This window comes from Rhodovulum sp. 12E13 (genome assembly GCF_003340565.1).
Taxonomy (GTDB): Bacteria; Pseudomonadota; Alphaproteobacteria; order Rhodobacterales; family Rhodobacteraceae; genus HLUCCA09.
The window spans coordinates 128,477-148,110 of sequence record NZ_QPLK01000009.1; the positions used below are offsets into that span (position 1 = coordinate 128,477).

At 73.1% G+C, this 19,634-nt stretch carries 23 protein-coding genes and 1 riboswitch; of the genes, 8 read left to right on the top strand and 15 right to left on the bottom strand.

The window, feature by feature from the left end; translation table 11 throughout:
* The first annotated feature begins 24 nt into the window (after positions 1-24).
* From DLJ49_RS10340 to trpB, 4 genes are all read left to right on the top strand, one after another.
* Positions 25-390, top strand: coding sequence for a LapA family protein (locus tag DLJ49_RS10340; RefSeq protein ID WP_233488937.1), 366 nt, complete (start codon positions 25-27; stop codon positions 388-390).
* A gap of 4 nt (positions 391-394) precedes the next feature.
* Positions 395-1,063, top strand: a complete 669-nt coding sequence (locus tag DLJ49_RS10345; RefSeq protein ID WP_115393469.1) for a phosphoribosylanthranilate isomerase — start codon at positions 395-397, stop codon at positions 1,061-1,063.
* A gap of 34 nt (positions 1,064-1,097) precedes the next feature.
* Positions 1,098-1,331, top strand: a complete 234-nt coding sequence (locus tag DLJ49_RS10350; protein WP_115393497.1) for an N-(5'-phosphoribosyl)anthranilate isomerase — start codon at positions 1,098-1,100, stop codon at positions 1,329-1,331.
* A 155-nt stretch (positions 1,332-1,486) separates the two neighbouring features.
* A complete protein-coding gene (trpB, locus tag DLJ49_RS10355; RefSeq protein ID WP_115393470.1) occupies positions 1,487-2,707 on the top strand; it encodes a tryptophan synthase subunit beta in 1,221 nt (406 codons plus the stop codon).
* A gap of 49 nt (positions 2,708-2,756) precedes the next feature.
* Here the strand turns inward: trpB and DLJ49_RS10360 are convergent, their stop codons facing one another.
* The 4 genes from DLJ49_RS10360 to pth all read right to left on the bottom strand — a co-directional run bounded on the left by DLJ49_RS10360 (position 2,757) and on the right by pth (position 6,259).
* Positions 2,757-3,134: a DUF2237 family protein gene (locus tag DLJ49_RS10360; RefSeq protein WP_115393471.1), complete on the bottom strand. Its 378-nt coding sequence runs from the start codon at positions 3,132-3,134 to the stop codon at positions 2,757-2,759.
* A gap of 55 nt (positions 3,135-3,189) precedes the next feature.
* Positions 3,190-4,254 (bottom strand): DUF2332 domain-containing protein, encoded by a 1,065-nt coding sequence (locus tag DLJ49_RS10365; RefSeq protein WP_233488940.1) that lies wholly within the window; start codon positions 4,252-4,254, stop codon positions 3,190-3,192.
* Positions 4,255-4,343: 89 nt separating this feature from the next.
* The gene (locus tag DLJ49_RS10370; protein WP_115393472.1) at positions 4,344-5,516 is read right to left on the bottom strand and encodes a serine hydrolase domain-containing protein; all 1,173 of its coding nucleotides are present in this window, start codon (positions 5,514-5,516) and stop codon (positions 4,344-4,346) included.
* A complete protein-coding gene (gene pth, locus DLJ49_RS10375) occupies positions 5,516-6,259 on the bottom strand; it encodes an aminoacyl-tRNA hydrolase (protein ID WP_115393473.1) in 744 nt (247 codons plus the stop codon). Before pth ends, DLJ49_RS10370 begins: the two co-directional genes overlap by 1 nt.
* Before the next feature lie 146 nt (positions 6,260-6,405).
* Here pth and DLJ49_RS10380 point away from each other — a divergent pair, with 146 nt between their 5' ends.
* Entirely contained in the window at positions 6,406-6,717 is a 312-nt protein-coding gene (locus DLJ49_RS10380; RefSeq protein ID WP_115393474.1) for a heme-degrading protein HmuQ, read from the top strand.
* A 58-nt stretch (positions 6,718-6,775) separates the two neighbouring features.
* Here the strand turns inward: DLJ49_RS10380 and DLJ49_RS10385 are convergent, their stop codons facing one another.
* The 7 genes from DLJ49_RS10385 to DLJ49_RS10415 all read right to left on the bottom strand — a co-directional run bounded on the left by DLJ49_RS10385 (position 6,776) and on the right by DLJ49_RS10415 (position 14,657).
* Positions 6,776-7,408 carry a 50S ribosomal protein L25/general stress protein Ctc gene (locus DLJ49_RS10385; RefSeq protein ID WP_115393475.1) on the bottom strand — a complete coding sequence of 211 codons (633 nt, stop codon included), beginning with the start codon at positions 7,406-7,408 and terminating at the stop codon, positions 6,776-6,778.
* A gap of 199 nt (positions 7,409-7,607) precedes the next feature.
* On the bottom strand, positions 7,608-8,780 hold the full coding sequence (locus DLJ49_RS10390) for an alpha-hydroxy acid oxidase (protein ID WP_115393476.1): 1,173 nt from the start codon (positions 8,778-8,780) through the stop codon (positions 7,608-7,610).
* A gap of 498 nt (positions 8,781-9,278) precedes the next feature.
* Positions 9,279-10,724, bottom strand: coding sequence for a cobyric acid synthase (locus DLJ49_RS10395; protein WP_115393477.1), 1,446 nt, complete (start codon positions 10,722-10,724; stop codon positions 9,279-9,281).
* Between the two features lie 4 nt (positions 10,725-10,728).
* Positions 10,729-11,337, bottom strand: a complete 609-nt coding sequence (locus DLJ49_RS22865; protein ID WP_199533344.1) for a DUF1289 domain-containing protein — start codon at positions 11,335-11,337, stop codon at positions 10,729-10,731.
* Positions 11,337-11,960 (bottom strand): cob(I)yrinic acid a,c-diamide adenosyltransferase, encoded by a 624-nt coding sequence (gene cobO, locus DLJ49_RS10405; RefSeq protein ID WP_115393478.1) that lies wholly within the window; start codon positions 11,958-11,960, stop codon positions 11,337-11,339. The genes DLJ49_RS22865 and cobO overlap by 1 nt, the downstream gene beginning before the upstream one ends.
* On the bottom strand, positions 11,957-12,850 hold the full coding sequence (locus tag DLJ49_RS10410; protein ID WP_115393479.1) for an ABC transporter substrate-binding protein: 894 nt from the start codon (positions 12,848-12,850) through the stop codon (positions 11,957-11,959). Before DLJ49_RS10410 ends, cobO begins: the two co-directional genes overlap by 4 nt.
* Entirely contained in the window at positions 12,825-14,657 is a 1,833-nt protein-coding gene (locus tag DLJ49_RS10415; RefSeq protein ID WP_158547444.1) for a TonB-dependent receptor plug domain-containing protein, read from the bottom strand. Before DLJ49_RS10415 ends, DLJ49_RS10410 begins: the two co-directional genes overlap by 26 nt.
* 135 nt (positions 14,658-14,792) lie before the next feature.
* Positions 14,793-15,023: riboswitch (cobalamin riboswitch) on the bottom strand.
* Between the two features lie 105 nt (positions 15,024-15,128).
* Between DLJ49_RS10415 and DLJ49_RS10420 the strand changes: the two genes are divergently transcribed.
* The gene (locus DLJ49_RS10420) at positions 15,129-15,824 is read left to right on the top strand and encodes an adenosylcobinamide amidohydrolase (protein ID WP_233488942.1); all 696 of its coding nucleotides are present in this window, start codon (positions 15,129-15,131) and stop codon (positions 15,822-15,824) included.
* Between the two features lie 4 nt (positions 15,825-15,828).
* Here the strand turns inward: DLJ49_RS10420 and cobD are convergent, their stop codons facing one another.
* Genes cobD through DLJ49_RS10440 form a run of 4 tightly spaced genes read right to left on the bottom strand, consistent with a single transcriptional unit; the run spans position 15,829 to position 18,847 of the window.
* Positions 15,829-16,800: a threonine-phosphate decarboxylase CobD gene (cobD, locus tag DLJ49_RS10425; protein WP_115393482.1), complete on the bottom strand. Its 972-nt coding sequence runs from the start codon at positions 16,798-16,800 to the stop codon at positions 15,829-15,831.
* Positions 16,800-17,732, bottom strand: coding sequence for an adenosylcobinamide-phosphate synthase CbiB (gene cbiB / locus DLJ49_RS10430; RefSeq protein WP_115393499.1), 933 nt, complete (start codon positions 17,730-17,732; stop codon positions 16,800-16,802). Before cbiB ends, cobD begins: the two co-directional genes overlap by 1 nt.
* A 14-nt stretch (positions 17,733-17,746) precedes the next feature.
* Positions 17,747-18,640: a propanediol utilization protein gene (locus DLJ49_RS10435; RefSeq protein ID WP_115393483.1), complete on the bottom strand. Its 894-nt coding sequence runs from the start codon at positions 18,638-18,640 to the stop codon at positions 17,747-17,749.
* Between the two features lie 3 nt (positions 18,641-18,643).
* On the bottom strand, positions 18,644-18,847 hold the full coding sequence (locus DLJ49_RS10440) for a hypothetical protein (protein ID WP_115393484.1): 204 nt from the start codon (positions 18,845-18,847) through the stop codon (positions 18,644-18,646).
* Positions 18,848-18,889: 42 nt separating this feature from the next.
* Here DLJ49_RS10440 and cobU point away from each other — a divergent pair, with 42 nt between their 5' ends.
* Positions 18,890-19,417 carry a bifunctional adenosylcobinamide kinase/adenosylcobinamide-phosphate guanylyltransferase gene (gene cobU / locus DLJ49_RS10445; protein ID WP_115393485.1) on the top strand — a complete coding sequence of 176 codons (528 nt, stop codon included), beginning with the start codon at positions 18,890-18,892 and terminating at the stop codon, positions 19,415-19,417.
* Positions 19,398-19,634, top strand: a 237-nt coding sequence (locus DLJ49_RS10450) for a nicotinate-nucleotide--dimethylbenzimidazole phosphoribosyltransferase (protein WP_199533345.1), incomplete at its 3' end; no start/stop codon positions are given. The genes cobU and DLJ49_RS10450, both read left to right, overlap by 20 nt.

The following is a 19,634-nucleotide window of genomic DNA, read 5'->3' on the forward strand; positions in this document are numbered from 1 at the left end:
AAGAACGACGCCCGAGGCCCGCCCATGATCCGCTTCCTCAAATATGCCTTCCTCTTCGTGCTCGCCGCCGTGCTGCTCGCGGTCGCGCTGGCCAACCGCCAGCTCGTGACCCTCAAGCTGCTGACGCCCGAACTCGAGACATTCTCGGGCTGGTCCTGGTCGCTCGAGGTGCCGCTTTACTTCGTCGCCTTCGTGGGCGTGGCCATCGGCCTGCTGATCGGCTTCATCTGGGAATGGATCCGCGAGTCGAAGCACCGGCAGGAGGTTTCCAAGCGACAGAACCAGGTGCGCAGCCTGAAGCGCGAGGTGACCAAACTGAAAGGCGAGAAGGGCGAGCAGTCGGACGACGTGCTCGCGCTCATCGAAAACAAGCCGCGCAAGGCCGGCTGAGCCATTGACGCAGGCCGATGCAGGCGGCGTCGCCGTCAAGATCTGCGGCCTGACGCGCCCCGAGGACGCGCGCGCCGCTGCCGATGCCGGCGCGCGCTATGTCGGCCTCGTGTTCTTCGATCCTTCGCCCCGCAACGTGCCCCTCGACAGGGCGCGCGAGATCGCCCTCGAGGCGCCGTTCGGCGTGGCCAAGGTCGCACTGACGGTGAATGCCACCGATGCCTTCCTCGACGGACTGGTAGAGACGGTGCCGCTCGACCTGCTGCAACTGCACGGCCGCGAGAGCCCCGAGCGCGTGGCCGGGATCCGCGACCGCCTCGGCCTGCCGGTGATGAAGGCGGTGGGCATCGCCGACGCCGCGGATCTGCCCGAGATCGCCGAATACGCCGACGCGGCCGACCAGCTGCTGATCGACGCCAAGCCCCCGCGTGACGCCGACCTGCCCGGCGGCAACGGCCTGTCCTTCGACTGGCGCCTGCTCGCGGGCCGGCGCTGGACGCAGCCGTGGATGCTCGCGGGCGGCCTGACGCCGGACAACGTGGGCAATGCCATTCGCCTTACCGGGGCGCGGCAGGTCGACGTCTCTTCTGGGGTCGAGCGCGCGCCGGGCGTGAAGGATGCCGGACGCATCGCCGCCTTCGTGCGCGCCGCCCGGGCGGACGCCCCGGGTTAACGCGGCGTTCACCATGATGTGCGAGCGTCTCGTCATGGCCGCGCTTCCTCCGCACATCACCGCTGATATCTGGCTGACGCAGCTGTTCACCTCTGGCGAGGCGCGCAAGGGCGGCGTCGTCAAGCGGCAGGTGCGCGACGTCGAGCGCCTCGTCGGCCGCGACGCCTTCCTGCGCGAGGTCGAGCGGCGGGGCTTCCAGGCGGTGCAGAACGGCCGGCACTTCGTCGTGTTCTGCAACGGTCTGCCGATCCGTCGGGTCCGCGCCTGAGGCAAGGGCCTTCGAAGGCCCTTGATCCAAGCCGCGGCGCCGCGGCTTGTCACGCGGCGCGCAAGCCGCGTGGTGCAAGGCGTTTCGAAACGCCTTGCGCTTGCCGGCACGCCCGCGCTGCAATACCTCTGGCGCGCCAGCGGAGGGAGCCCGACATGCCCGAAGACCTCATCAACAGCTTCATGACCGGTCCCGACGAGAACGGGCGGTTCGGCGATTTCGGCGGCCGCTTCGTGAGCGAGACGCTCATGCCGCTCATCCTTGAGCTCGAGGAGCAATACGAGCGCGCCAAGACCGACGAGAGCTTCTGGGCCGAGATGGATCATCTCTGGACCCACTATGTCGGCCGCCCCTCGCCGCTCTACTTCGCCGAGCGGCTGACCGAGCGGCTCGGCGGCGCCAAGGTCTACATGAAACGCGACGAGCTGAACCACACCGGCGCGCACAAGATCAACAACGTGCTTGGTCAGATCCTGCTTGCCCGCCGCATGGGCAAGAGCCGGATCATCGCCGAGACGGGGGCCGGCCAGCACGGCGTCGCCACCGCCACCGTCTGCGCCAAGTTCGGGCTCAAGTGCATCGTCTACATGGGCGCGCACGACGTCGAGCGGCAGTCGCCCAACGTCTTCCGCATGCGGCTCCTTGGCGCCGAGGTCGTGCCGGTCACCTCGGGCCGCGGCACGCTGAAGGACGCGATGAACGACGCGTTGCGCGACTGGGTGACCAACGTGCGCGACACGTTCTACTGCATCGGCACCGTGGCGGGCCCGCACCCCTACCCGGCTATGGTGCGCGATTTCCAGTCGATCATCGGCAAGGAGGTCCGCCGCCAGATGCTCGAGGCGGAAGGCCGGCTGCCCGACACGCTCGTCGCCGCGATCGGCGGCGGCTCCAACGCGATGGGCCTGTTTCATCCATTCCTCGACGACCCCGACGTGGCCATCGTCGGCGTCGAGGCGGGCGGCAAGGGCGTCGACGAGAAGATGGAGCATTGCGCCTCGCTCACCGGCGGACGGCCCGGCGTGCTGCACGGCAACCGCACCTACCTCTTGCAGGACGACGACGGCCAGATCCTCGAGGGCTACTCGATCTCTGCCGGGCTTGATTATCCGGGGATCGGTCCCGAGCATTCGTGGCTGCACGATGTCGGCAGGGCGCGCTACGTCTCGGTGACGGATGCCGAGGCCCTCGAGGCGTTCCAGCTCTGCTGCGAGATGGAGGGGATCATTCCCGCACTCGAGCCGTCGCATGCCCTGGCCCACGTGACCCGCATGGCGCCGGGCCTGCCGCGGGACCATGTGATCTGCATGAACATGTGCGGTCGCGGCGACAAGGACATCTTCACCGTCGCCAGCGCCCTCGGCCACGATATCTGAGCGCATGCGGGCACGGCCGATGCGGCCCCGGCTGGCTCCGCCGCGCCGGCTACTCCGCCGTGATCGCGTGTCGTTCCAGCACGTCGAGCGGCACGATCTCCAGCGCGCCGCGATGCGTCGCCGCCAGGTTGACCTGCGGCGCCGCTCCCTCGTCATGTGCCTGCAGGAAGCGCGCCGCGCAGAGGCACCAGTGGTCGCCGGGCTTCAGGCCCGGGAAGCGGAACTCGGGCCGAGGCGTCGACAGGTCGTTGCCGAGATACTTCGACAGCGCCAGGAACTCCGCCGTCATCACCGCGCAGACGGTATGGCTGCCGCGATCGGCCGCGCAGGTATTGCAATGGCCATCGCGGAAGAAGCCGGTCACCGGATCGGTCGAGCACGGCGCGAGCGGGCCGCCGAAAACGTTGACCGCGGGGTCCTTTTCCATGGGTCGCCTCCTTTCATCCCGAGACTAGCGGCGCCCGGCGGGCTGTCGAGGGGCCTCACAGCCGCGGCAGCGCCACCGGCCCCGTCCACGTCACAGACCGCCCGTGGAAGTCGACCCGCGCCAGCGCCACAGTCGCACCGCCCGGCCACAGTGTCAGCGTCAGCCCGGCGGTGCGCCGGCCGTCGGCCTCCATCCCGATCCGCGCGAGCGGCGCGTCGCGCGTCGCACGGGCGCCGGCCGCTTCGATCAGCGCCTCGCCCTTTTCGCGCGCCGCCTCGGGCAGATATTGCCAGGCCACCGTGTGGAAGACGACCGTCGCGATTCCCTCGCGCCGGCGCGGCAGCTCGGCCCGCAGCCACTCGACCGCGTCGCCCCGCGCCACATCGGCCGGCGCCTCCGCCGCGCGTGCCAGGGCCGCCTCGGTGAGCGCGCGCCGCTCCGGCTGGTCCGGCCAGAGGTAGGAGAGCAGGCGCAGCCGGTCCTCCGGAAGGGCCGGGTCGAAGGGCGCAAGGTCCACCCCCCGCCGCTCCATGACCTCGAGAGGACAGGGTGCCGGCGCCGGCCCCTGCCAGCCGGGGCGCAGCAGGGGCGGGGCGTCCGCCGGCCCCCAGGCCCTGCCCGACGCCTCCAGCCGGAACAGGTCCGCGCGCAGGTTCAGCCCCGCCGCGCAGCCAAGCTCCCACAGCGCGAGCGGCCTGCCCGTCGCCGCCGCGACCATACCGAGCGCCGGGATCAGCGCCGCCGCCCGCCGCACCTCGTTGGTCTGCGGCGCCCGGCCGAGCGCCTCGAGCAGCGCACCCTGGTGGCGCGCGAGCGCCCGCTCCACCGCCGACCACAGCGCCCCGTCCGGCACCTCGTGCGGCGGGTAGACGCGCGCGAGGTCCGCATCCGCCCCCGCCAGAACCAGCCGGTGCAACCCGCCGGCAAGCCGCAGCATCGGGTTGTCGGCCGCGATCCCCGCATCGCCCGGCCAGAACAGTACCGCGTCCGCCACCGCGCCGCCCGGCGCAAGTCGCTCGGCACAGAGCGCCATGAGCCGCGCCATGAACGGCGAGCCCAGCCGCGCGCAGGCTCGCCCCTGCATGGCGAAGCCCGCCCGCACCCGCGCCGCGCGGGCCACCCTGTCGGCGTCCGCGCACTTCTTCTTGCTGCAAGTATTCCGGGGGGCTCCGGGGGGCTGGCCCCCCGGTCCGCCGGTGCCGCCGGGCCTCACCTCCGAGCCTCAAGCGCGTCCGAGATCGCGCGGAGTGCCGCCATGGCCGCCGCCTGCCGTCCCGGCGCGCGGAAGCCCCGGTCGGCCGCGGTCGCCACGATCACCACGTCGCGCACCCGGTCGATGTAGAGGTATTGCCCGTAGACGCCCCGCCCCAGCACCTCTCCCGGCCGGCCGTCCCACGGGATCCACCACTGGTAGCCGTAGCGCAGCGCCCCGGGCGCGGTCGCCGCCTGTGGCGTGGTGCTCGCCTCGATCCACGCCTCGGGCACCACCTGCCGACCGCCGATCCGCCCCTCCTGCGCCACCATCAGCCCGAACCGGGCGTAGTCGCGGAGGGCCAGGTTGAGCCCGCCGAGGGCGAAGGCCACCCCCTCGCCGTCGGTCAGGAAATAGGGCTCGGCCTCGAGCCCGAGCGGCGCGATCAGCCGCTCCGACATCAGCTCGGCCAGCGACCGGCCCGTCGCGCCCCGCAGCACCATGGCCAGCACGTGGGTGTCGATCGAGACATACGCCCACGCTTCCCCCGCCGGTCGGTCGCGCGCCTCGAGCGCGGCGGCGAACCCGTCCATCGTGCCGCCCAGCGCGATGACCCGGCCCATCCGGTTGATGTCGGAGCGCGAGTCCAGGTAATCCTCGTCGAAGGTGACGCCAGACTGCATGGTCAGCGCGTCGCGCACCGTCACCCCTGCATAGGCCGAGCCGGCGAGGGCCGGGGCGTGGTCGGTCACGGGGTCGTCCAGCGCCACCTCGCCCCGCGCCACGGAGAGGCCGAAGAGCGCGGAGAGGAAGCTCTTGGCGATCGACCAGGAGATGCGACGGTCGTCGGGGGCGGTGCCGAGGCGGGCGCGCTCGACCACCAGCGCACCCCGGTCGAGCACGACGAGGCCGGTCACGTCGGTCGCCGCGATCCAGTCCTCGGCCACGGCGGGCAGGACGAGGGGGGTGCCCGGGGGCAGGGGCGTTACCGGCCCGTCGCCGCGCGGCAGGGGCGTGGTCAGGAAGAGCGAGTCCATCGCCGAGAAGTTGCCGACGATGCTGTCCTCGTCGAACAGCGTGTTCACCGCATGGAGCCGCGACAGCTCCTCGCGGAACCACAGGCCGCCGGCGAGTGCCATGACGGCCAGCGCGAGAAGGACGACGCCCGCCCGGCGCAGCCAGCGCTTCATCAGCGGAACCGGTCGAGCAGCTTCTGCATCGGCGTGCGCTGGTCCTCCGTCTCCGGCTCAGCCGGGGGGCCGTCGTCCGGCCGCGCGCCGCCTGCCGCGCCGGCGGCCGCACCCGTCGCCGCGCCCTTCGTCGTGCCGCCGCCCTTGTCGCCGGCGTTGCCGCCGCCCGAACGGGCTGGCGCCACCCGCTGCGCCACCGCGTTCTGGAAGCGGCTCCAGTCGCCCGCCGCGAGCGCGTCTGCCCCGTCGGCGATGCCGCGCATCAGGTCGTCGAGCCACCCGGCGTCGGCCTTGGCAAAGTCGTGCAGGACGTAGCCCGACACCGCCTCCTTCCGCCCCGGATGTCCGATGCCGAGGCGCACGCGCGGGTAGTCCGGACCGATGGCCGAATGGATGGAGCGCAGCCCGTTGTGGCCGGCATGGCCCCCACCCTGCTTGATCCGGCACTTGCCCGGCGCGAGGTCGAGCTCGTCGTGGATCACGATCACGTCGGCCGGCTCGAGCTTGTAGAAGCGCATCGCCTCGCCCACCGCGTTGCCCGAGCGGTTCATGTAGGTCTGCGGCTTGAGAAGCAGCGCCTTGTCGCCGCCGAGCCGCCCCTCGGCCACCTGCGCCTGGAACTTCGACCGCCAGGGCGAGAAGCCGTGGTCCTCGGCGATCCGGTCGACCGCCATGAACCCGATATTGTGCCGATGGCGGGCATACTGGCCGCCCGGATTGCCCAGACCCACGATCAGGCGCATGGCGTCTCTCCCTCCGGCTCGCTCGGGCCCCCTCATGCAACGAAGTGCCGCGCGATGCCAGACCGGGCAGCGGGGGGCGGCATCTGGCCCTCCTCGCGCCGACGCGCTACCGAGAGGCCAGCCACGCGTCGAACGAGGGGTTTGCGATGTATTTGACGATGAACCGCTTCAGGGTGAAGGCCGGGCACGAGGCCGAGTTCGAGACCGTCTGGAAGACGCGCGACAGCCACCTCAAGTCGGTGCCGGGCTTCGTCGCGTTCCACCTGCTGAAGGGGCCCGAGCGCGACGGCCACATCCTCTACGCCTCCCATACCGCTTGGGAGAGCGAGGAGGCATTCACCGCATGGACGAAGTCGGAGGCATTCCGCGCCGCCCATGCCGGGGCGGGCGCGCACAAGGAAATGTACGACGGCCCGCCCGAGCTCGAGATCTTCGAATCGGTGCAGAGCCTGTCCTGAAACGAAACGGGGGCGCGCCCTGAGGCACGCCCCCTCGTCTGACGGCGGGCGAGGGGGGTCAGGCCTCCTCCGCCTCCCCTTCAGCACCTTCCTCGGCCTCTTCCGCCTGCGCCGCGGCGAGGCCAGACGGCGCGGTGATGTTGGCGATGACGAAATCGCGCGCGATCGTGGGCTTGGCCCCCTGGGGCAGCTCGACCTGGCTGATCGTCACCGTGTCGCCGAGGTCGCGGCCGGCGAGATCGACCACGATCTTCTCGGGGATGTCGCCGGCGGTCACGATCAGCTCGACCTCGGGGCGCACCACGGTCAGAACGCCGCCCTTGCGCAGGCCGGGCGCGTCCTTCTCGTTGATGAACTCGACGGGGATGAACAGGTTGATCCGGCTCGTCCGGCGCAGGCGCATGAAATCGACATGCGTCGGCAGGTCCTTGACCACGTCACGCTGCACGGCACGGCAGATCACGCGCACGTCCTCCTGCCCCTCGACCTTGAGGTTGAACAGCGTCGACAGGAAGCGGCCCTGCTTGAGCCGCTTGATCAGGGCATTGTAGGGCAGGTTGATGGGCAGCGGATCCTTGCCGCCCCCATAGACGATCCCCGGAACGAGGTTCTCGCGTCGAGCCTGACGGGCGGCCCCCTTGCCTGTCCCCGTCCGTTCCAGGGCTTCGAGATCGGGAATCTCTCCAGCCATGTCTGTCTCCTTCAGCCGGGCATCCTCCAAGGGTGCATGCCCGAGGGTTCACGATGAAGCCGGGCGCATAGCCCGGATCGCTTGCGAAGGGAAGCGGCAATCGGGGCGCTGGCGCCCGTTCGGCCGTGCCGGCCGCTTCCTTCCATACCGGACAGGCATGCTGCGTGCCGGTGTCGCGTGCCGGTCTTGAACGAGGATCTCAGTTCGCCGCCCAGCGCCCCTCGAAGTCCTCCGGCACCAGCAGGATGTCGCGGTCGACCTCGTGGATGTCGCGGCGCCCGCAGAGGGCCATCGACACGTCGAGCTCCTTTCTGATGACCTCCAGCGCCGCCGTCACCCCCTTCTGCCCCATCGCGCCGAGGCCGTAGGTCCAGGCGCGACCGATATAGGTGCCCTTCGCGCCCAGGGCCATCGCCTTGAGCACGTCCTGGCCCGAGCGGATGCCGCCGTCGAAATGCACCTCGATCTTGTCGCCCACCGCGTCGACGATGGGCCGGAGCGCCCGGATCGACGACAGTGCGCCGTCGAGTTGCCGCCCGCCGTGATTCGAGACCACGATCGCGTCGGCGCCCACGGCGACGGCGGCCTTGGCGTCCTCGACGTCGAGGATGCCCTTGAGGATCACCGGGCCGCCGTCCCACATGTCCATCAGGTGGCGGATGCGCGTCCAGTCGAGCGCCGGGTCGAAGGCCTCGGCCGTCCAGGAGGCGAGCGAGCCGGGGTCGGAGACGCCGTCGGCATGGCCCACGATATTGCCGAAGAAGCGGTTCCTCGTGCCCAGCATCTCGAGCCCCCAGCGCCATTTCGTCGAGAGGTCGAGGATGGATTTCGGCGTGAGCTTCGGGGGGGTCGACAGGCCGTTGCGGACGTCCTTGTGGCGCTGGCCGAGCACCTGAAGGTCGACCGTGATGACCAGCGCCGAACAGCCGGCCTTCTTTGCCCGCGCGATCAGGCGGCGCATGAAGTCGTCGTCCTTCAGCGTGTAGACCTGGAACCAGAAGGGCCTGGTGGTCTTGCGCGCCACCTCCTCGATCGAGCAGACCGACATGGTGGACAGGGTGAAGGGGACGCCGGCCTTCTCGGCCGCCCGCGCCGCCTTGATCTCGCCGTCGGCCGACTGCATGCCGGTCAGCCCGACGGGGGCCAGTGCCACGGGCATCGACACGTCGTGGCCCACCATCTGCGTGGCCAGCGTGCGGTTCGACATGTCCTTGGCGATGCGCTGGCGCAGATAGATCTGCGAGAAGTCGGAGGAGTTCTCGCGGAAGGTCTGCTCGGTCCAGCTGCCCGACTCGGCGTAGTCGTAGAACATCTTCGGCACGCGCCGCCGGTAGATGCGCTTGAGATCGTCGATATTGGTGATGACGGCCACGCCTGCGCCTCCCTCCGCCGGATTGGTCGGTTTGTCTTACCGATCCGGGGGGCACGGGGCAATTGCGGCGGCGCGCACCCCATCGGGCCAACATGCGCAAGGCGAGGCCGTATCGATCAGTCCACGCTCGGGGCAGGTCTGCGCGGCCCGGCGGGCGCTTCGAGCCCAACGAGGCCCTGCGCGGCGCAGAGGCAGGTCGGTTGCCAGTCTTCCGGTCGTGGGGCGGACGGAGCACCGGGCCATGCGAAGGGGAGCCGACATCAGGATGGCCTTCCTGTCACGAGAGGGAGGCGCGCACGCCGCGTGCGCGACCCTGCCCGCCTGCCGGGTGCACCGCGCGAGAGGCCCGCGCCCTGCGTGGCCCCGTCCGGGCGATCGCCTGCGATCATCCCGCAGATGCGACCCGCCGATCCTGGTCGGCCTCGCGGGATGCGCCGTGCCCTGGAGATAGGGTGTCGTCCTTCGGTGCGGTCGGCTGCCGACGTGCCGCCCGCCGCCTTACCGGGCCGCCGCGAGGAGCGCGCCGATGTCGAGATGGGCCTCCATGTGGCCGGCGAGGCCGTCGAGGGTGGCATCGACGTCGGTGTCGTAGCGGCCCGATGCCGCCGCGCCGAAGCCCGCGAGATAGGCCGCGCGGAAGCCGTCGTCGCGGAACATGCCGTGCAGGTAGCTGCCCGCCGCGCGGCCGCAGGCCGAGACGGCGCCTTCGGCCCGCCCCTCGACGCGGGCGAACGGGCGGGCGCGGTCGGGGCCGTCGGTGCGCCCGACATGGATCTCGTATCCGCGGAAGGAGGCGCCGGTCGCGGCGTGGATCGCCAACACCTCGGTCAGGCGCTTGTCGGGGGTCATCACGGTCTCGACGTCGAGCAGCCCGAGGCCGGCATCCGCGCCGGCGGGGCCTTCGATGCCCTCGGGGTCGGCGACGCGCCGGCCGAGCATCTGGTAGCCGCCGCACAGGCCCAGCACCCGGCCGCCGCGCCGGACATGGGCGGCGATGTCGACATCCCATCCCTGCGCACGCAGGAAGGCGAGATCGCCGCGCGTCGACTTCGTGCCGGGGATGACGACGAGATCGGCGTCGCCGGGTAGCGCGCGGCCCGGTCCGAGCATTGTCAGCCGCACCGCTGGCTCCTGTGCGAGCGGGTCGAGATCGTCGAAGTTGGCGATGCGAGAGAGCACCGGGCAGACGACGTGCAGCCCCTCGGCGCGGGGCGGGCGGGCGAGGTCGACCGCATCCTCGGCCGGCAGGCGCCAGGCATCGGCGAACCAGGGCAGCACGCCGTAGCCGCGCCAGCCGGTGCGCGCGGCGATCAGGCCGTAGCCGTCGTCGAACAGCCGCGGGTCGCCGCGGAAACGGTTGACGAGAAAGCCGGCGATCTGCGCCGCGTCGCCTGCGTCGAGCACCGCCTGCGTGCCGACGATCTGGGCGATCACGCCGCCCCGGTCGATGTCGCCGGCGAGGATCACCGGCACGTCGGCCGCCCGCGCGAAGCCCATGTTGGCGATGTCGCGCGGGCGCAGGTTCACCTCTGCCGGGCTGCCGGCCCCCTCGACCACGACGAGGTCGTGCGCGGCGCGGAGGCGGCCGAAGCTCTCGAGCACGCGGGAGAGCAGCATCGGCCGCAGCGCGCCGTAATCGCGCGCCTCGGCCGTTGCGAGGCGCCGCCCCTGCACGACGACCTGCGCGCCGGTGTCGGTCTCGGGCTTGAGCAGGACCGGGTTCATGTCGGTATGGGGGGCGAGGCCGCAGGCCTGCGCCTGAACCGCCTGCGCCCGGCCGATCTCGCCGCCATCGGCCGTCACGGCGGCGTTGTTCGACATGTTCTGCGGCTTGAACGGCGCGACCGACAGCCCCCTGAGGCGGGCCGCCCGGCACAGGCCGGCGACCAGGAGCGACTTGCCGACATTGCTGCCGGTGCCCTGGATCATCAGCGCGCGGCCCATGCGGTCAGGCCGGGTCGAGCGTGGCGATGCGCGCCCAGCCCTTGGGCAGGGGCGCGGCGTGGTGGCCGAGCGAGGGCGCATCCACCTCGGCACGCAGGGGCGGCGCCGCGACCACGTGGCGGCCGTCCGCCTGCGCAGAGGTGGCGGGGCCCGCGCGCCCCTGCGGCAGGGCGAGCGCGAGGCGGGGCCGTGAACCCGCCGGTGCGATCTCGAACGCAGCGAGCCAGTGCGGCGCCTCGAGGCGCAGGATGGCCGTGGCGGTGCGCAGCGTGAGGGCCGAGTCGCTCCGGGCGGTCTCCTCGACGGGGCCGGCGATCTCGGCCGCCGCGTCGGCTGGCCCGGCCCGGAGCGTCCAGCCGCCGGCGAGCCGCTGCGCCACCGCGTCGAGCAACTCCGCGCCGCGCCAGTCGAGTCGGCGCAGGGTCAGGCGCAGGCGGGCGGCGCGGGCCGGCAGGTCGGCCCAGACGCGGGCGCGCTCGGCCTCATCCGCGGCGCCCCAGCGCACGATCTCGTCCAGGGTGCGCGCGCAGCCGGTGCACAGCCCGGCCTGCCTGTCCATCACGCAGTGTCCGATGCAGGGGCTCGCCGGGGGAAGGCGACCGGTGACGGCCATCAGTGCTCCACCCCCTTCTGCGCCTTCACCCCGTCCTCGAACGGGTGCTTGACCATGCTCATCTCGGTCACGAGGTCGGCCGCGGCGATCAGCTCGGGTTTGGCGCTGCGCCCGGTGAGGCAGACATGGGTCATCTGCGGCTTCTCGGTTTGCAGGAAGTCCACCACCTCGTCGATGTCGAGGTAGTCGTAGCGCAGGGCGATGTTGATCTCGTCCAGCAGCACGAAGCGCATCGCCGGGTCGCGGATCAGCGCCTTGGCCCGCTCCCACCCGGCGCGGGCGGCGGCGATGTCGCGCTGGCGGTCCTGCACGTCCCAGGTGAACCCCTCGCCGGAGACGACGAAGGTGACCTCGTCCGCGAAGCGCTCGCGCAGGATCTTCTTCTCTCCTGTTTCCCACGTGCCCTTGATGAACTGCACCACCGCGCAGGGCATCTGCCAGGCGACGCAGCGCAGGATCATCCCGAAGGCCGACGAGCTCTTGCCCTTGCCGTTGCCGGTATGGACGATGACGAGCCCCTTCTCCTCGGTCTTGGTCTTCATCATCTCGGCGCGGGCGGCCTTGATGCGCCGCATCTTCTCGGCGTGGCGCGCGTCTCGCTCGGCCTCGGTCTCGTCGGTCATCGGTGTCTCCCTGATGTTTCGTCCGTTGCGGCCTCAAGCGCGGCGCGCGCCTCGGCCATCTGCCTGACCGCGCGCAGCACGTGCGGGGTGCCGCAGATCCAGTCGCGGTCGGTCGTCGACGCGCGCCCGCCGCCGGTGGCCGAGAGGGCGGGATGGGTCAGCACCGACTCGGCGCGCGACGCGCCCGCGCTGGCCCGGCCCGTCACCACGAGATCGGGCGCCGCCATCACCAGCTCCTCGAGCGAAAGGTACCCGCCCTGCGCGAGGCCCAGCTCGGTCGCCACGTTGGCGAAGCCTGCCGCCGCGACGATGGCTCCCGCCAGGGTCCGGTCGCCATTGGTGTATCCGTTGGCGTAGTAGAGCGCGGCGCGCGGCCTCTCGGCCAGTTCGGTGCGCAGCGCGGCGAGATCGGCATCGAAGCGGGCCACGGCCCGCTCCGCCTGCGCCTCGCGGCCGAGCGCCCGGCCGACGGCGCGCAGCCGGTCGCGCACATCGGAGAGCGCATAGGCAGGGGCGAGTTCCACCACCTCGACGCCCAGCCGGCGCAGCATCGAGACGGTCGCGCGACTGGTGAAGGTTCCGGCGAGCACGAGGTCTGGGCGGTGAAGGAACACGTCCTCGGCGAGGGTGCTGTTGGCGGGCAGGGCGGCGGCCGCCTCGGCCATGGCCGAGCTGCGCGGGTCGTGCGCCAGACGGCTGACCGACACGAGCTGCCCCGGGGCCGCCAGCATCAGCGCGAGCTGGTCGGTGCACAGGTTGACCGACACGACGCGCTCTGGGGCATCGGCGCGCCCGGGCCCGGCAAGCGCCACCAGGGCGGCGAGCGCGACGCCCGCCGCCCGGAGGGGCCGCCGCCCCGCGCGCTCAGAACGAGGTCGACAGGCCGACATAGGCCGCCCGGCCGGGCTGGTTGAAGCCGCCCGCCGTCTCGTAATCGGCGTCGAACAGGTTCTCGACCCGCAGAGAGGCCGAGACGGTGTCGCTCAGGGCGTAGGCGAGTCCGAGATTGGCCAGCGTGTAGTCGCCCACCTTGTTGTCCGCCGGCGCGAATTCCGACGCCTCCACGTCGGCCACGTGCCGCACGTCGAAGCGGCCCGTGAGCCGGTCGGCGATCTCGCCCTCGATGCCGAGCACGAGGTCGTGGCGGGGCACCCGCGGCAGGCGGCCGGCCTCGGTCTCGGCGTCGGTGTAGGTGTAGGCGCCGAACAGCGCCGCGCGGCCCTGCGCCAGCGCGTAGCGGCCCGACAGCTCCAGCCCGCGCGTGCGCGTCGTGCCCTCGACCTGCGCGTAGCAGCCGAAGCCCGTGCCGCAGGCGGTGGCGCCCGGGTCGAACCGGATGAGGTTGTCGATCTCGGTGTAGAAGGCCGTCGCCTTGACGACGTTGTCGTCGCCGAAGCGGCGCTCGACGCCCAGCTCGAGGCTCAGGCTCTCCTCGGCCTCGAGGTCGGGGTCGCCGAAGGCCGAGAACCGCTCGAACAGCGAGGGCGCGCGAAAGCCGGTGCCGGCCACGGCGCGCACGGTCGTCTCGGGCGTCGCCTGCCAGGCCGCGGCGAGGCGCCCGGTGGTCTGGCCGCCGAAATCGTCGCTGTCGTCGTGGCGCAGCGAGACCGCGAGGTCGAGCGTCTCGGTGGGCCGCAGCACGGCCTCGCCGAAGATCGCCACGGTCGCGTCCTCGCCCGACACGCTGTCGGTCGCGATCGTCTCCTCCGTCCAGTCTGCACCGAAGGACAGCGTGGTGCTGCCCAGGTCGCCGGTGCCCACATAGGAAAGCTGCCGGCGGTCGCCCTCGAACTCGCGGGTGAAGCCGCCAGGGTCCTCGCGGTCCGACGTGAAGACCGCGTAGGACAGCTCGTGGTCGAACCCGAAGGCGTCGACACGCGCGAAGACGCGCCCGCCGCGCTGCATCGCGTAGGTGATGCCCGAATTGTCGGTCGCCGAGCGGTCGATCTCCAGCTCGGCGTCGCGCCAGAGCGCCGAGAAGCCGAGCGTGACGGTCTCGGACACGTCGAAATCGCCCGTCAGCGTGGCGAAGGTCTGCTGGAAGCCGTCATCCTCGTCGTCGCCCGCGCGGGTCGAGATGCCGTCCGTGATCGTGCGGTCGAGGGTGAAGGAGAGCTGGCCGCGCTCGGTGCGCTGCGTGACGCCGAGGGTACCCGAATAGGTCTCGAAGCTGCCGGCCTCGACATCGAGCCGGCCGCTGAAGCCCAGCTCGTCGGAGCGGGCGGTGGCGATGTCGACGACGCCCGCGATCGCCTCGGAGCCGTAGAGCGCCGATTGCGAGCCCTTGATCACCTCGACCCGGCCGAGGCCCGCTTTCGTCAGGCCGCCGAAGTTGAAGGCGGTCTGCGTGCCTGCCGGGTCCGTGACGTCGATCCCGTCGATCCGAACGGCGATGTAGGAGGTATCGAGGCCCCGGATCCGCAGCGTGGTGTTGGAGCCGAGCCCGCCGTTCGAGGAAAACGACACGCCCGGCAACGTGGCGAGCGTGTCCGAGAGGGCGAAGGTGGGCGCCGCCTCGAGCGTCTCGCCCTCGAGCAGGTCGACCGTCGCGCCGGTGCGGGCGAGCGGCTGCGGCGAGAGGGCGGTGAAGGCGCCGGTGACGACGATCTCGTCGAGGGCGAAGGGCTGGTCCTGCGCGATGGCAGGCGAGACGGACAGGGCCAGGGGGGCCGCGGTCAGGGCGAGCAGTCTGTGCATGTGCATCCTCCCGGCGCGGGGGACGCGCCGTGATTCGTTTCTCCGTGTCGTTGGAGGGGACGCACCCCTTCCGCGGACGGCGACTTTCATCACCACGACGGAAGGTTTCCGTTGTCTGGGTCGCGCCCCGCGCCCGGACAGGGTGATCGCGCCGGCAGGTCTCCTGGCTCGCGGGTCGTCGCTCCTCCGGGCCTTCCCGGGGGGCCTCGAGGGCCGCCCCAGTGGCGTAATCCGGCATCGCTCGCCGCTCACAGTTGCGGGGGCAGCCGCGGATTTGGCCCTTGCATGGCAAGCGCCGCACCGCGTTCCCTTTTCATCGAGCGACCCGAAAGACGGCCCGCTCGAACCGGAGCAGTGTCAGCATAGCCTGACAAGCATGGGCGCGAAAGGGGGCTGTCGCCGGCGCTATTGGCCGCATCGCTCTGCCGGCGCACCGTTGCCGCGCCCGCGCCCGCGTCGCAGGGTGCGGGCATGGCAAGCGAGACCCCGGCGATGGCGAGAGACCCCCGGACGGCGTGGCGCCTCGACGTCGCGCTCGACCGGCCGTGGCTCGAGGTGCGCCTGCCGGGTCCGTTGCGCTGCCTGAGCTGGGCGCCGGCCGGGGGCGGCTTCGTCACGGCCGCACGGGTGCTCTGGCGCGAGGTGCGCGACGCCGACCTGACGGAAGACCTCGATGCTCCCGCCTGGCTGCGCAAGGAGCTCGCCGCGCGCGGTGCGGAGGGCGCGGTCGGGCTGCTGACGTCGCGCAACGTGGCGCGCTACCGGCTGGCCGAGGCCGAGGTCGACGGCGTCCGGGCCGCCTGCTGCGCGACGGTGGGCCTGACCAATGCCGAGCGGGTGGGGCGCCGCCGGGCCGCGGCGGCGGACGCATGGGGCACGATCAACCTCGTCTGCGCCACCGACGCCACCCTGACGGAGGCCGCGCAGGTCGAGGCGTTGAGCGTTGCGGTGCAGGCGCGCACGGCGGCGGTCACGGAGGCGGGCCATGTCATGGAGACTGGCGTGGCGACGGGCACGGGGACCGATTGCATCGTGCTGGCCTGCCCGCCCGGTGCGATGCCCTATGCCGGCACCCATACCGCGGTGGGAGAGGCGGTTGGCCGCGCCGTGTGGGACGCGGTCGGCGCCGGCGTGGCCGAATGGATGGCGACAGGCGGGGCCGAGTGAGGGGTCATGCCCGCAGCGCCCGCGCCAGCCGCACCCAGCCGTCCTCTGTCCCCGGCAGGCCGAGTCGCAGCCAGCTCGGCGCGTAGGGGAAGGCGCGGGTCCAGATACGGGCACGCGCAAGCCGGTCCTGTGCCCCCGTGCCGTCGCCGACGTCGTAGGTGCGAAAGAGGGGGGTGCCCCCGACAAGGCGCCACCCCGCCCCCGCCGCCAGCCTGTCGAGCCGCGCGGCGTCCTGCGCGAGACGGGCGCGCGTCGCATCCTGCCAGCCCGTGTCGGCCAGCGCCGCGCGCCCCACCGCCACGGCAGGCCCGTTGATGCGCCAGGGGCCTGCCAGCATCCGCAGCCGCTCGGCCAGCGCGTCGCCCGCGAGCGCGAAGCCGAGGCGCAGGCCGGCCAGACCGTAGAACTTGCCGAAAGAGCGCAGGACGACAAGACGGTCCGTCTCGGGGCCGAGCCGCGCGGCAAGGGACAGGGCAGGCTCGGCGTCGGCGAAGCTCTCGTCGACGACCAGCAGGCCCACGCGGCCGGCGAGCGCGCGCAGCTCGCCGGGTGCATGCCGCCGCCCGTCAGGGTTGTTCGGGTTGACCACCACGGCGAGATCGGCGCCCGCGAGCGCTGCCATCTCGCGCACCTGCGTCACCTGCCAGCCGCCCTCGACGAGCGCGCCCTCGTGCTCCTCGTAGGTCGGTCCGAGCACGCGCGCCGCGCCGCCCCTGCCGAGGTGCGGCACGAGCTGGATCGCTGCCTGCGCCCCCGCGAGCGCGACGGCCTGCGCGGGGGTGGCGTAGGCGGCGCGGGCGGCGTCTTCCACCGCGGCGATCTCCCGCTCCGCCGGCAGGGCAGCCCAGGCGCGGGCGGGAATGTCGGGCAGCGGGTAGGGCACCGGGTTGATGCCCGTGGAGAGGTCGAGCCAGTCCTCGGGCGTGCCGCCGTGCCGCGCCATGCCCTCGCCCGGATCGCCGCCGTGAATGCGCATCATCCCGCTCCCGCCAGCGCCAGGGCCAGCAGCGCCGCCGCCGCCAGCGCCATCGCCCGCAGATAGACCGCCAGGCCGCGGCGGACATCGCCCGGCGCCGGATCTGGCGCACCCGCGTTGAGCCAGGGCTCGTCGGCCACCCGGTCGGCATAGACACGGGGGCCGGACAGGCGCACGCCGAGCGCGCCGGCCATCGCTGCCTCGGGCCAGCCGGCATTGGGCGAGCGGTGGTGTCGCGCGTCGCGCGCCATGGTGCGGAGCGAGGCCCGCGGCTGGCCGGAGGCAAGCGCGATCAGGAGCCCGGTCAGCCGCGCGGGACCCAGGTTGGCCGCGTCGTCGAGCCGGGCCGCGACGCGGCCGAAGGCGGCGTGGCGCGGTGTCCGGTGGCCGATCATCGAGTCGAGCGTGTTGACCGCCTTGTAGGCCGCGATGCCGGGCAGCCCGAGAAGGGCGCCCCAGAACAGCGGCGCCACGACCCCGTCGGAGGCGTTCTCGGCGAGGCTCTCCAGCGCCGCGCGGGCGAGGCCGGCGGAGTCGAGCTGCGCCGGGTCGCGCCCGACGATCATCGCGACCGCCGCGCGGGCGCTCTCCGGTTCCCCGGCCCCGAGCGGTTGCGCGACCGCATCCACATGGGCGTGGAGCGACCGCGCGGCCACGAGCGGCCAGGCGAGCAGGCCGCCGAGCGCGATGCCGAGCCAGCCTGCCGGCAGGGCGGCCTGCAGCGCCAGCGCGGGCAGCGCAGCCGCGGCCACGACCAGCGCCACCGTGACCGCGCCGGCGCGCCCGCGTGCCGCCTCGCTCCGGTCGGCCCGGTTCAGGCGGGCGTCGAGCGCGGCGATCAGGTGTCCGAGCCACGTGACCGGGTGACCGATGCGGCGGAACAGCGCCGGGGGCCAGCCGAGCGCGGCGTCGATCGCCAGCGCGACCAGCATCGCCGCCGCGAGGCTCACGTCGCCCCCGTGCGGAAGCGCAGCACGCAAGCATAGCCCGCCCCGCGCAGCGCCGCCTCCGCCCCGGCGGGGACCCCTCCCGGCGGGAAGATCAACGCCCGCGCCGAGCCGGTATGCGCCCGGGCATGGCCGAGCGCGCCGAGCCGGGCGGCGAGCGCTGCCGTGGGGTCGTTGCCCGGCCCGCGCAGGGCGGTCGTTCGGAGGGCCGAGGCCGAGGCGATGCGGGCGAGCCGCGCCAGTCGATCCGCGGAGATCGTCCCGGCGTCGCCCCCGCCCCGATGATCTTGCGCCTGCCTGCGCCCCGGCGCATCCCGAAGCCGCGCAGGGAGGCGCAGCCGGTCTGGCGCGAGGGTCGCCGCCCAGTCCTCGGCGAGGTCGGCGATGTCGGGAAAGCGCGTGTCGGCCGGGTCGGTCGGTTCCGGTCGCCCGAGAAAACCGCCCACGATCTCGGCCACCGGAGGGCGCGGCAGGGCGCGCAGCGCCACGGCCCGCCGGGGCGCCCAGAGCACCGCGTCGGGGGCCGCGCGCATCAGCGGGTCGGTCGCGCCCTCGGCCGACAGGCAGGCGGCGGCGACGCGCTCCTCCTCCGCGCCCAGGAGACGGGCGAGCGCCACAAGCGCCGCGGTGGACATGCCTGCCCCGCCGCCGGGCGGCAGGTCGGCCGCCAGGCGCACGCGCCCCGGCAGGGGGCGGCCCAGTGCCGCGAGGAAGCGCCGCGCCCGGCATGCGTCGAGCAGGCCGTCGGGCCGGTCGAGCCCCGGCGGGGCGCCCGTCTCCAGCGTCGCGCGGACGCCGCGCACAGGGCAGGCCAGCGTCACCAGCGCGACCGGCCCGCCCGGGCCGAGGCGGCCCTGCAGCCACTCGCCGAAATGCCCCGCAACGAAGACCACCGCTCAGACACGTCCGTCGAGCGGCCCCACCGACCGGGCATCGCCCGCGCCGCGCGGCCACGTGAGCGACGGCGCCGACCCGTCGCAGGCCAGCGCTGCCGCTCGCTCGAGCCGGGCGGACACGTCGCGCCGGCCGCCGGGCCGCTCGCCGGTCTCGGCCGGGCCGTTGTGCAGGAGACCGAGATCGCGTGGGTCAATCGGAGACATCGGGCTTTCCATCGCGCAGCGGACCTGCTCTTACACGGCGCGATGGCGAAGTCGATCCTCATCACCGGGGGCGCCCGCTCGGGCAAGAGCGCGCTGGCCGAGCGGCTGACGCTGCGGCTCGGGCGGCCGGCCGTCTACGTCGCCACGGCCGAGGCGCTGGATGCCGAGATGGCGGAGCGCATCGCCCGCCACCAGGCCCGCCGCGGCCCCGACTGGCATACGGTCGCCGCGCCCCGCGCTCTCGTCGCGGCCCTCGACGACAGCGACGGCGGCCCGCCGCGGCTGGTCGACTGCTTGACCCTGTGGCTGAGCAACCTGATGCTCGGCGAGCGGGACTGGCGGGCCGAGGCGGAGGCGCTGGCGGCGGCGCTCGGGCGCCAGCGCGCGCCGGTGGTGCTGGTGACCAACGAGGTGGGCGCGGGGCTCGTGCCCGAGACGCCGCTGGGCCGTGCCTATCGAGACGCGGCCGGCTGGACCAACCAGACGGTCGCCGCCGCCTGCGACGAGGTGTGGCTCGCGGTCGCCGGATACCCGCTGAAGGTGAAACCGAATGAGCACTTCCCCGCCTGATGCCCCGCAGACCGGCCTGCCCGTGATCGCCGCGCTCGAGGAGGTGGCGGCCCTCGCCCCGCGGCTGCCCGCCTTCGCCGCCGCCGCCGCCGCCGCCGCCCGCGCCCGGCAGGCGGAGCTGACCAAGCCGCCCGGCGCGCTCGGCCGGCTGGAGGACCTGGCGGCCTTCGTCGCCGGCTGGCGGGGCGATCCGCGGCCCCGGATCGCGCGGGCGCAG

Bases quoted from the DNA above. Each gene is read 5' to 3' on its own strand.
- DLJ49_RS10340 (WP_233488937.1), top strand. From the start codon at position 25: ATGATCCGCTTCCTCAAATATGCCTTCCTCTTCGTGCTCGCCGCCGTG.
- DLJ49_RS10350 (WP_115393497.1), top strand. From the start codon at position 1,098: ATGGCCGCGCTTCCTCCGCACATCACCGCTGATATCTGGCTGACGCAG.
- trpB (WP_115393470.1), top strand. From the start codon at position 1,487: ATGCCCGAAGACCTCATCAACAGCTTCATGACCGGTCCCGACGAGAAC.
- DLJ49_RS10360 (WP_115393471.1), bottom strand. From the start codon at position 3,134: ATGGAAAAGGACCCCGCGGTCAACGTTTTCGGCGGCCCGCTCGCGCCG.
- DLJ49_RS10370 (WP_115393472.1), bottom strand. From the start codon at position 5,516: ATGAAGCGCTGGCTGCGCCGGGCGGGCGTCGTCCTTCTCGCGCTGGCC.
- pth (WP_115393473.1), bottom strand. From the start codon at position 6,259: ATGCGCCTGATCGTGGGTCTGGGCAATCCGGGCGGCCAGTATGCCCGC.
- DLJ49_RS10380 (WP_115393474.1), top strand. From the start codon at position 6,406: ATGTATTTGACGATGAACCGCTTCAGGGTGAAGGCCGGGCACGAGGCC.
- DLJ49_RS10385 (WP_115393475.1), bottom strand. From the start codon at position 7,408: ATGGCTGGAGAGATTCCCGATCTCGAAGCCCTGGAACGGACGGGGACA.
- DLJ49_RS10395 (WP_115393477.1), bottom strand. From the start codon at position 10,724: ATGGGCCGCGCGCTGATGATCCAGGGCACCGGCAGCAATGTCGGCAAG.
- DLJ49_RS22865 (WP_199533344.1), bottom strand. From the start codon at position 11,337: ATGGCCGTCACCGGTCGCCTTCCCCCGGCGAGCCCCTGCATCGGACAC.
- cobO (WP_115393478.1), bottom strand. From the start codon at position 11,960: ATGACCGACGAGACCGAGGCCGAGCGAGACGCGCGCCACGCCGAGAAG.
- DLJ49_RS10410 (WP_115393479.1), bottom strand. From the start codon at position 12,850: ATGTCGGCCTGTCGACCTCGTTCTGAGCGCGCGGGGCGGCGGCCCCTC.
- DLJ49_RS10415 (WP_158547444.1), bottom strand. From the start codon at position 14,657: ATGCACAGACTGCTCGCCCTGACCGCGGCCCCCCTGGCCCTGTCCGTC.
- DLJ49_RS10420 (WP_233488942.1), top strand. From the start codon at position 15,129: ATGGCAAGCGAGACCCCGGCGATGGCGAGAGACCCCCGGACGGCGTGG.
- cobD (WP_115393482.1), bottom strand. From the start codon at position 16,800: ATGCGCATTCACGGCGGCGATCCGGGCGAGGGCATGGCGCGGCACGGC.
- cbiB (WP_115393499.1), bottom strand. From the start codon at position 17,732: ATGCTGGTCGCGCTGGCGATCGACGCCGCGCTCGGCTGGCCCCCGGCG.
- DLJ49_RS10440 (WP_115393484.1), bottom strand. From the start codon at position 18,847: ATGTCTCCGATTGACCCACGCGATCTCGGTCTCCTGCACAACGGCCCG.
- cobU (WP_115393485.1), top strand. From the start codon at position 18,890: ATGGCGAAGTCGATCCTCATCACCGGGGGCGCCCGCTCGGGCAAGAGC.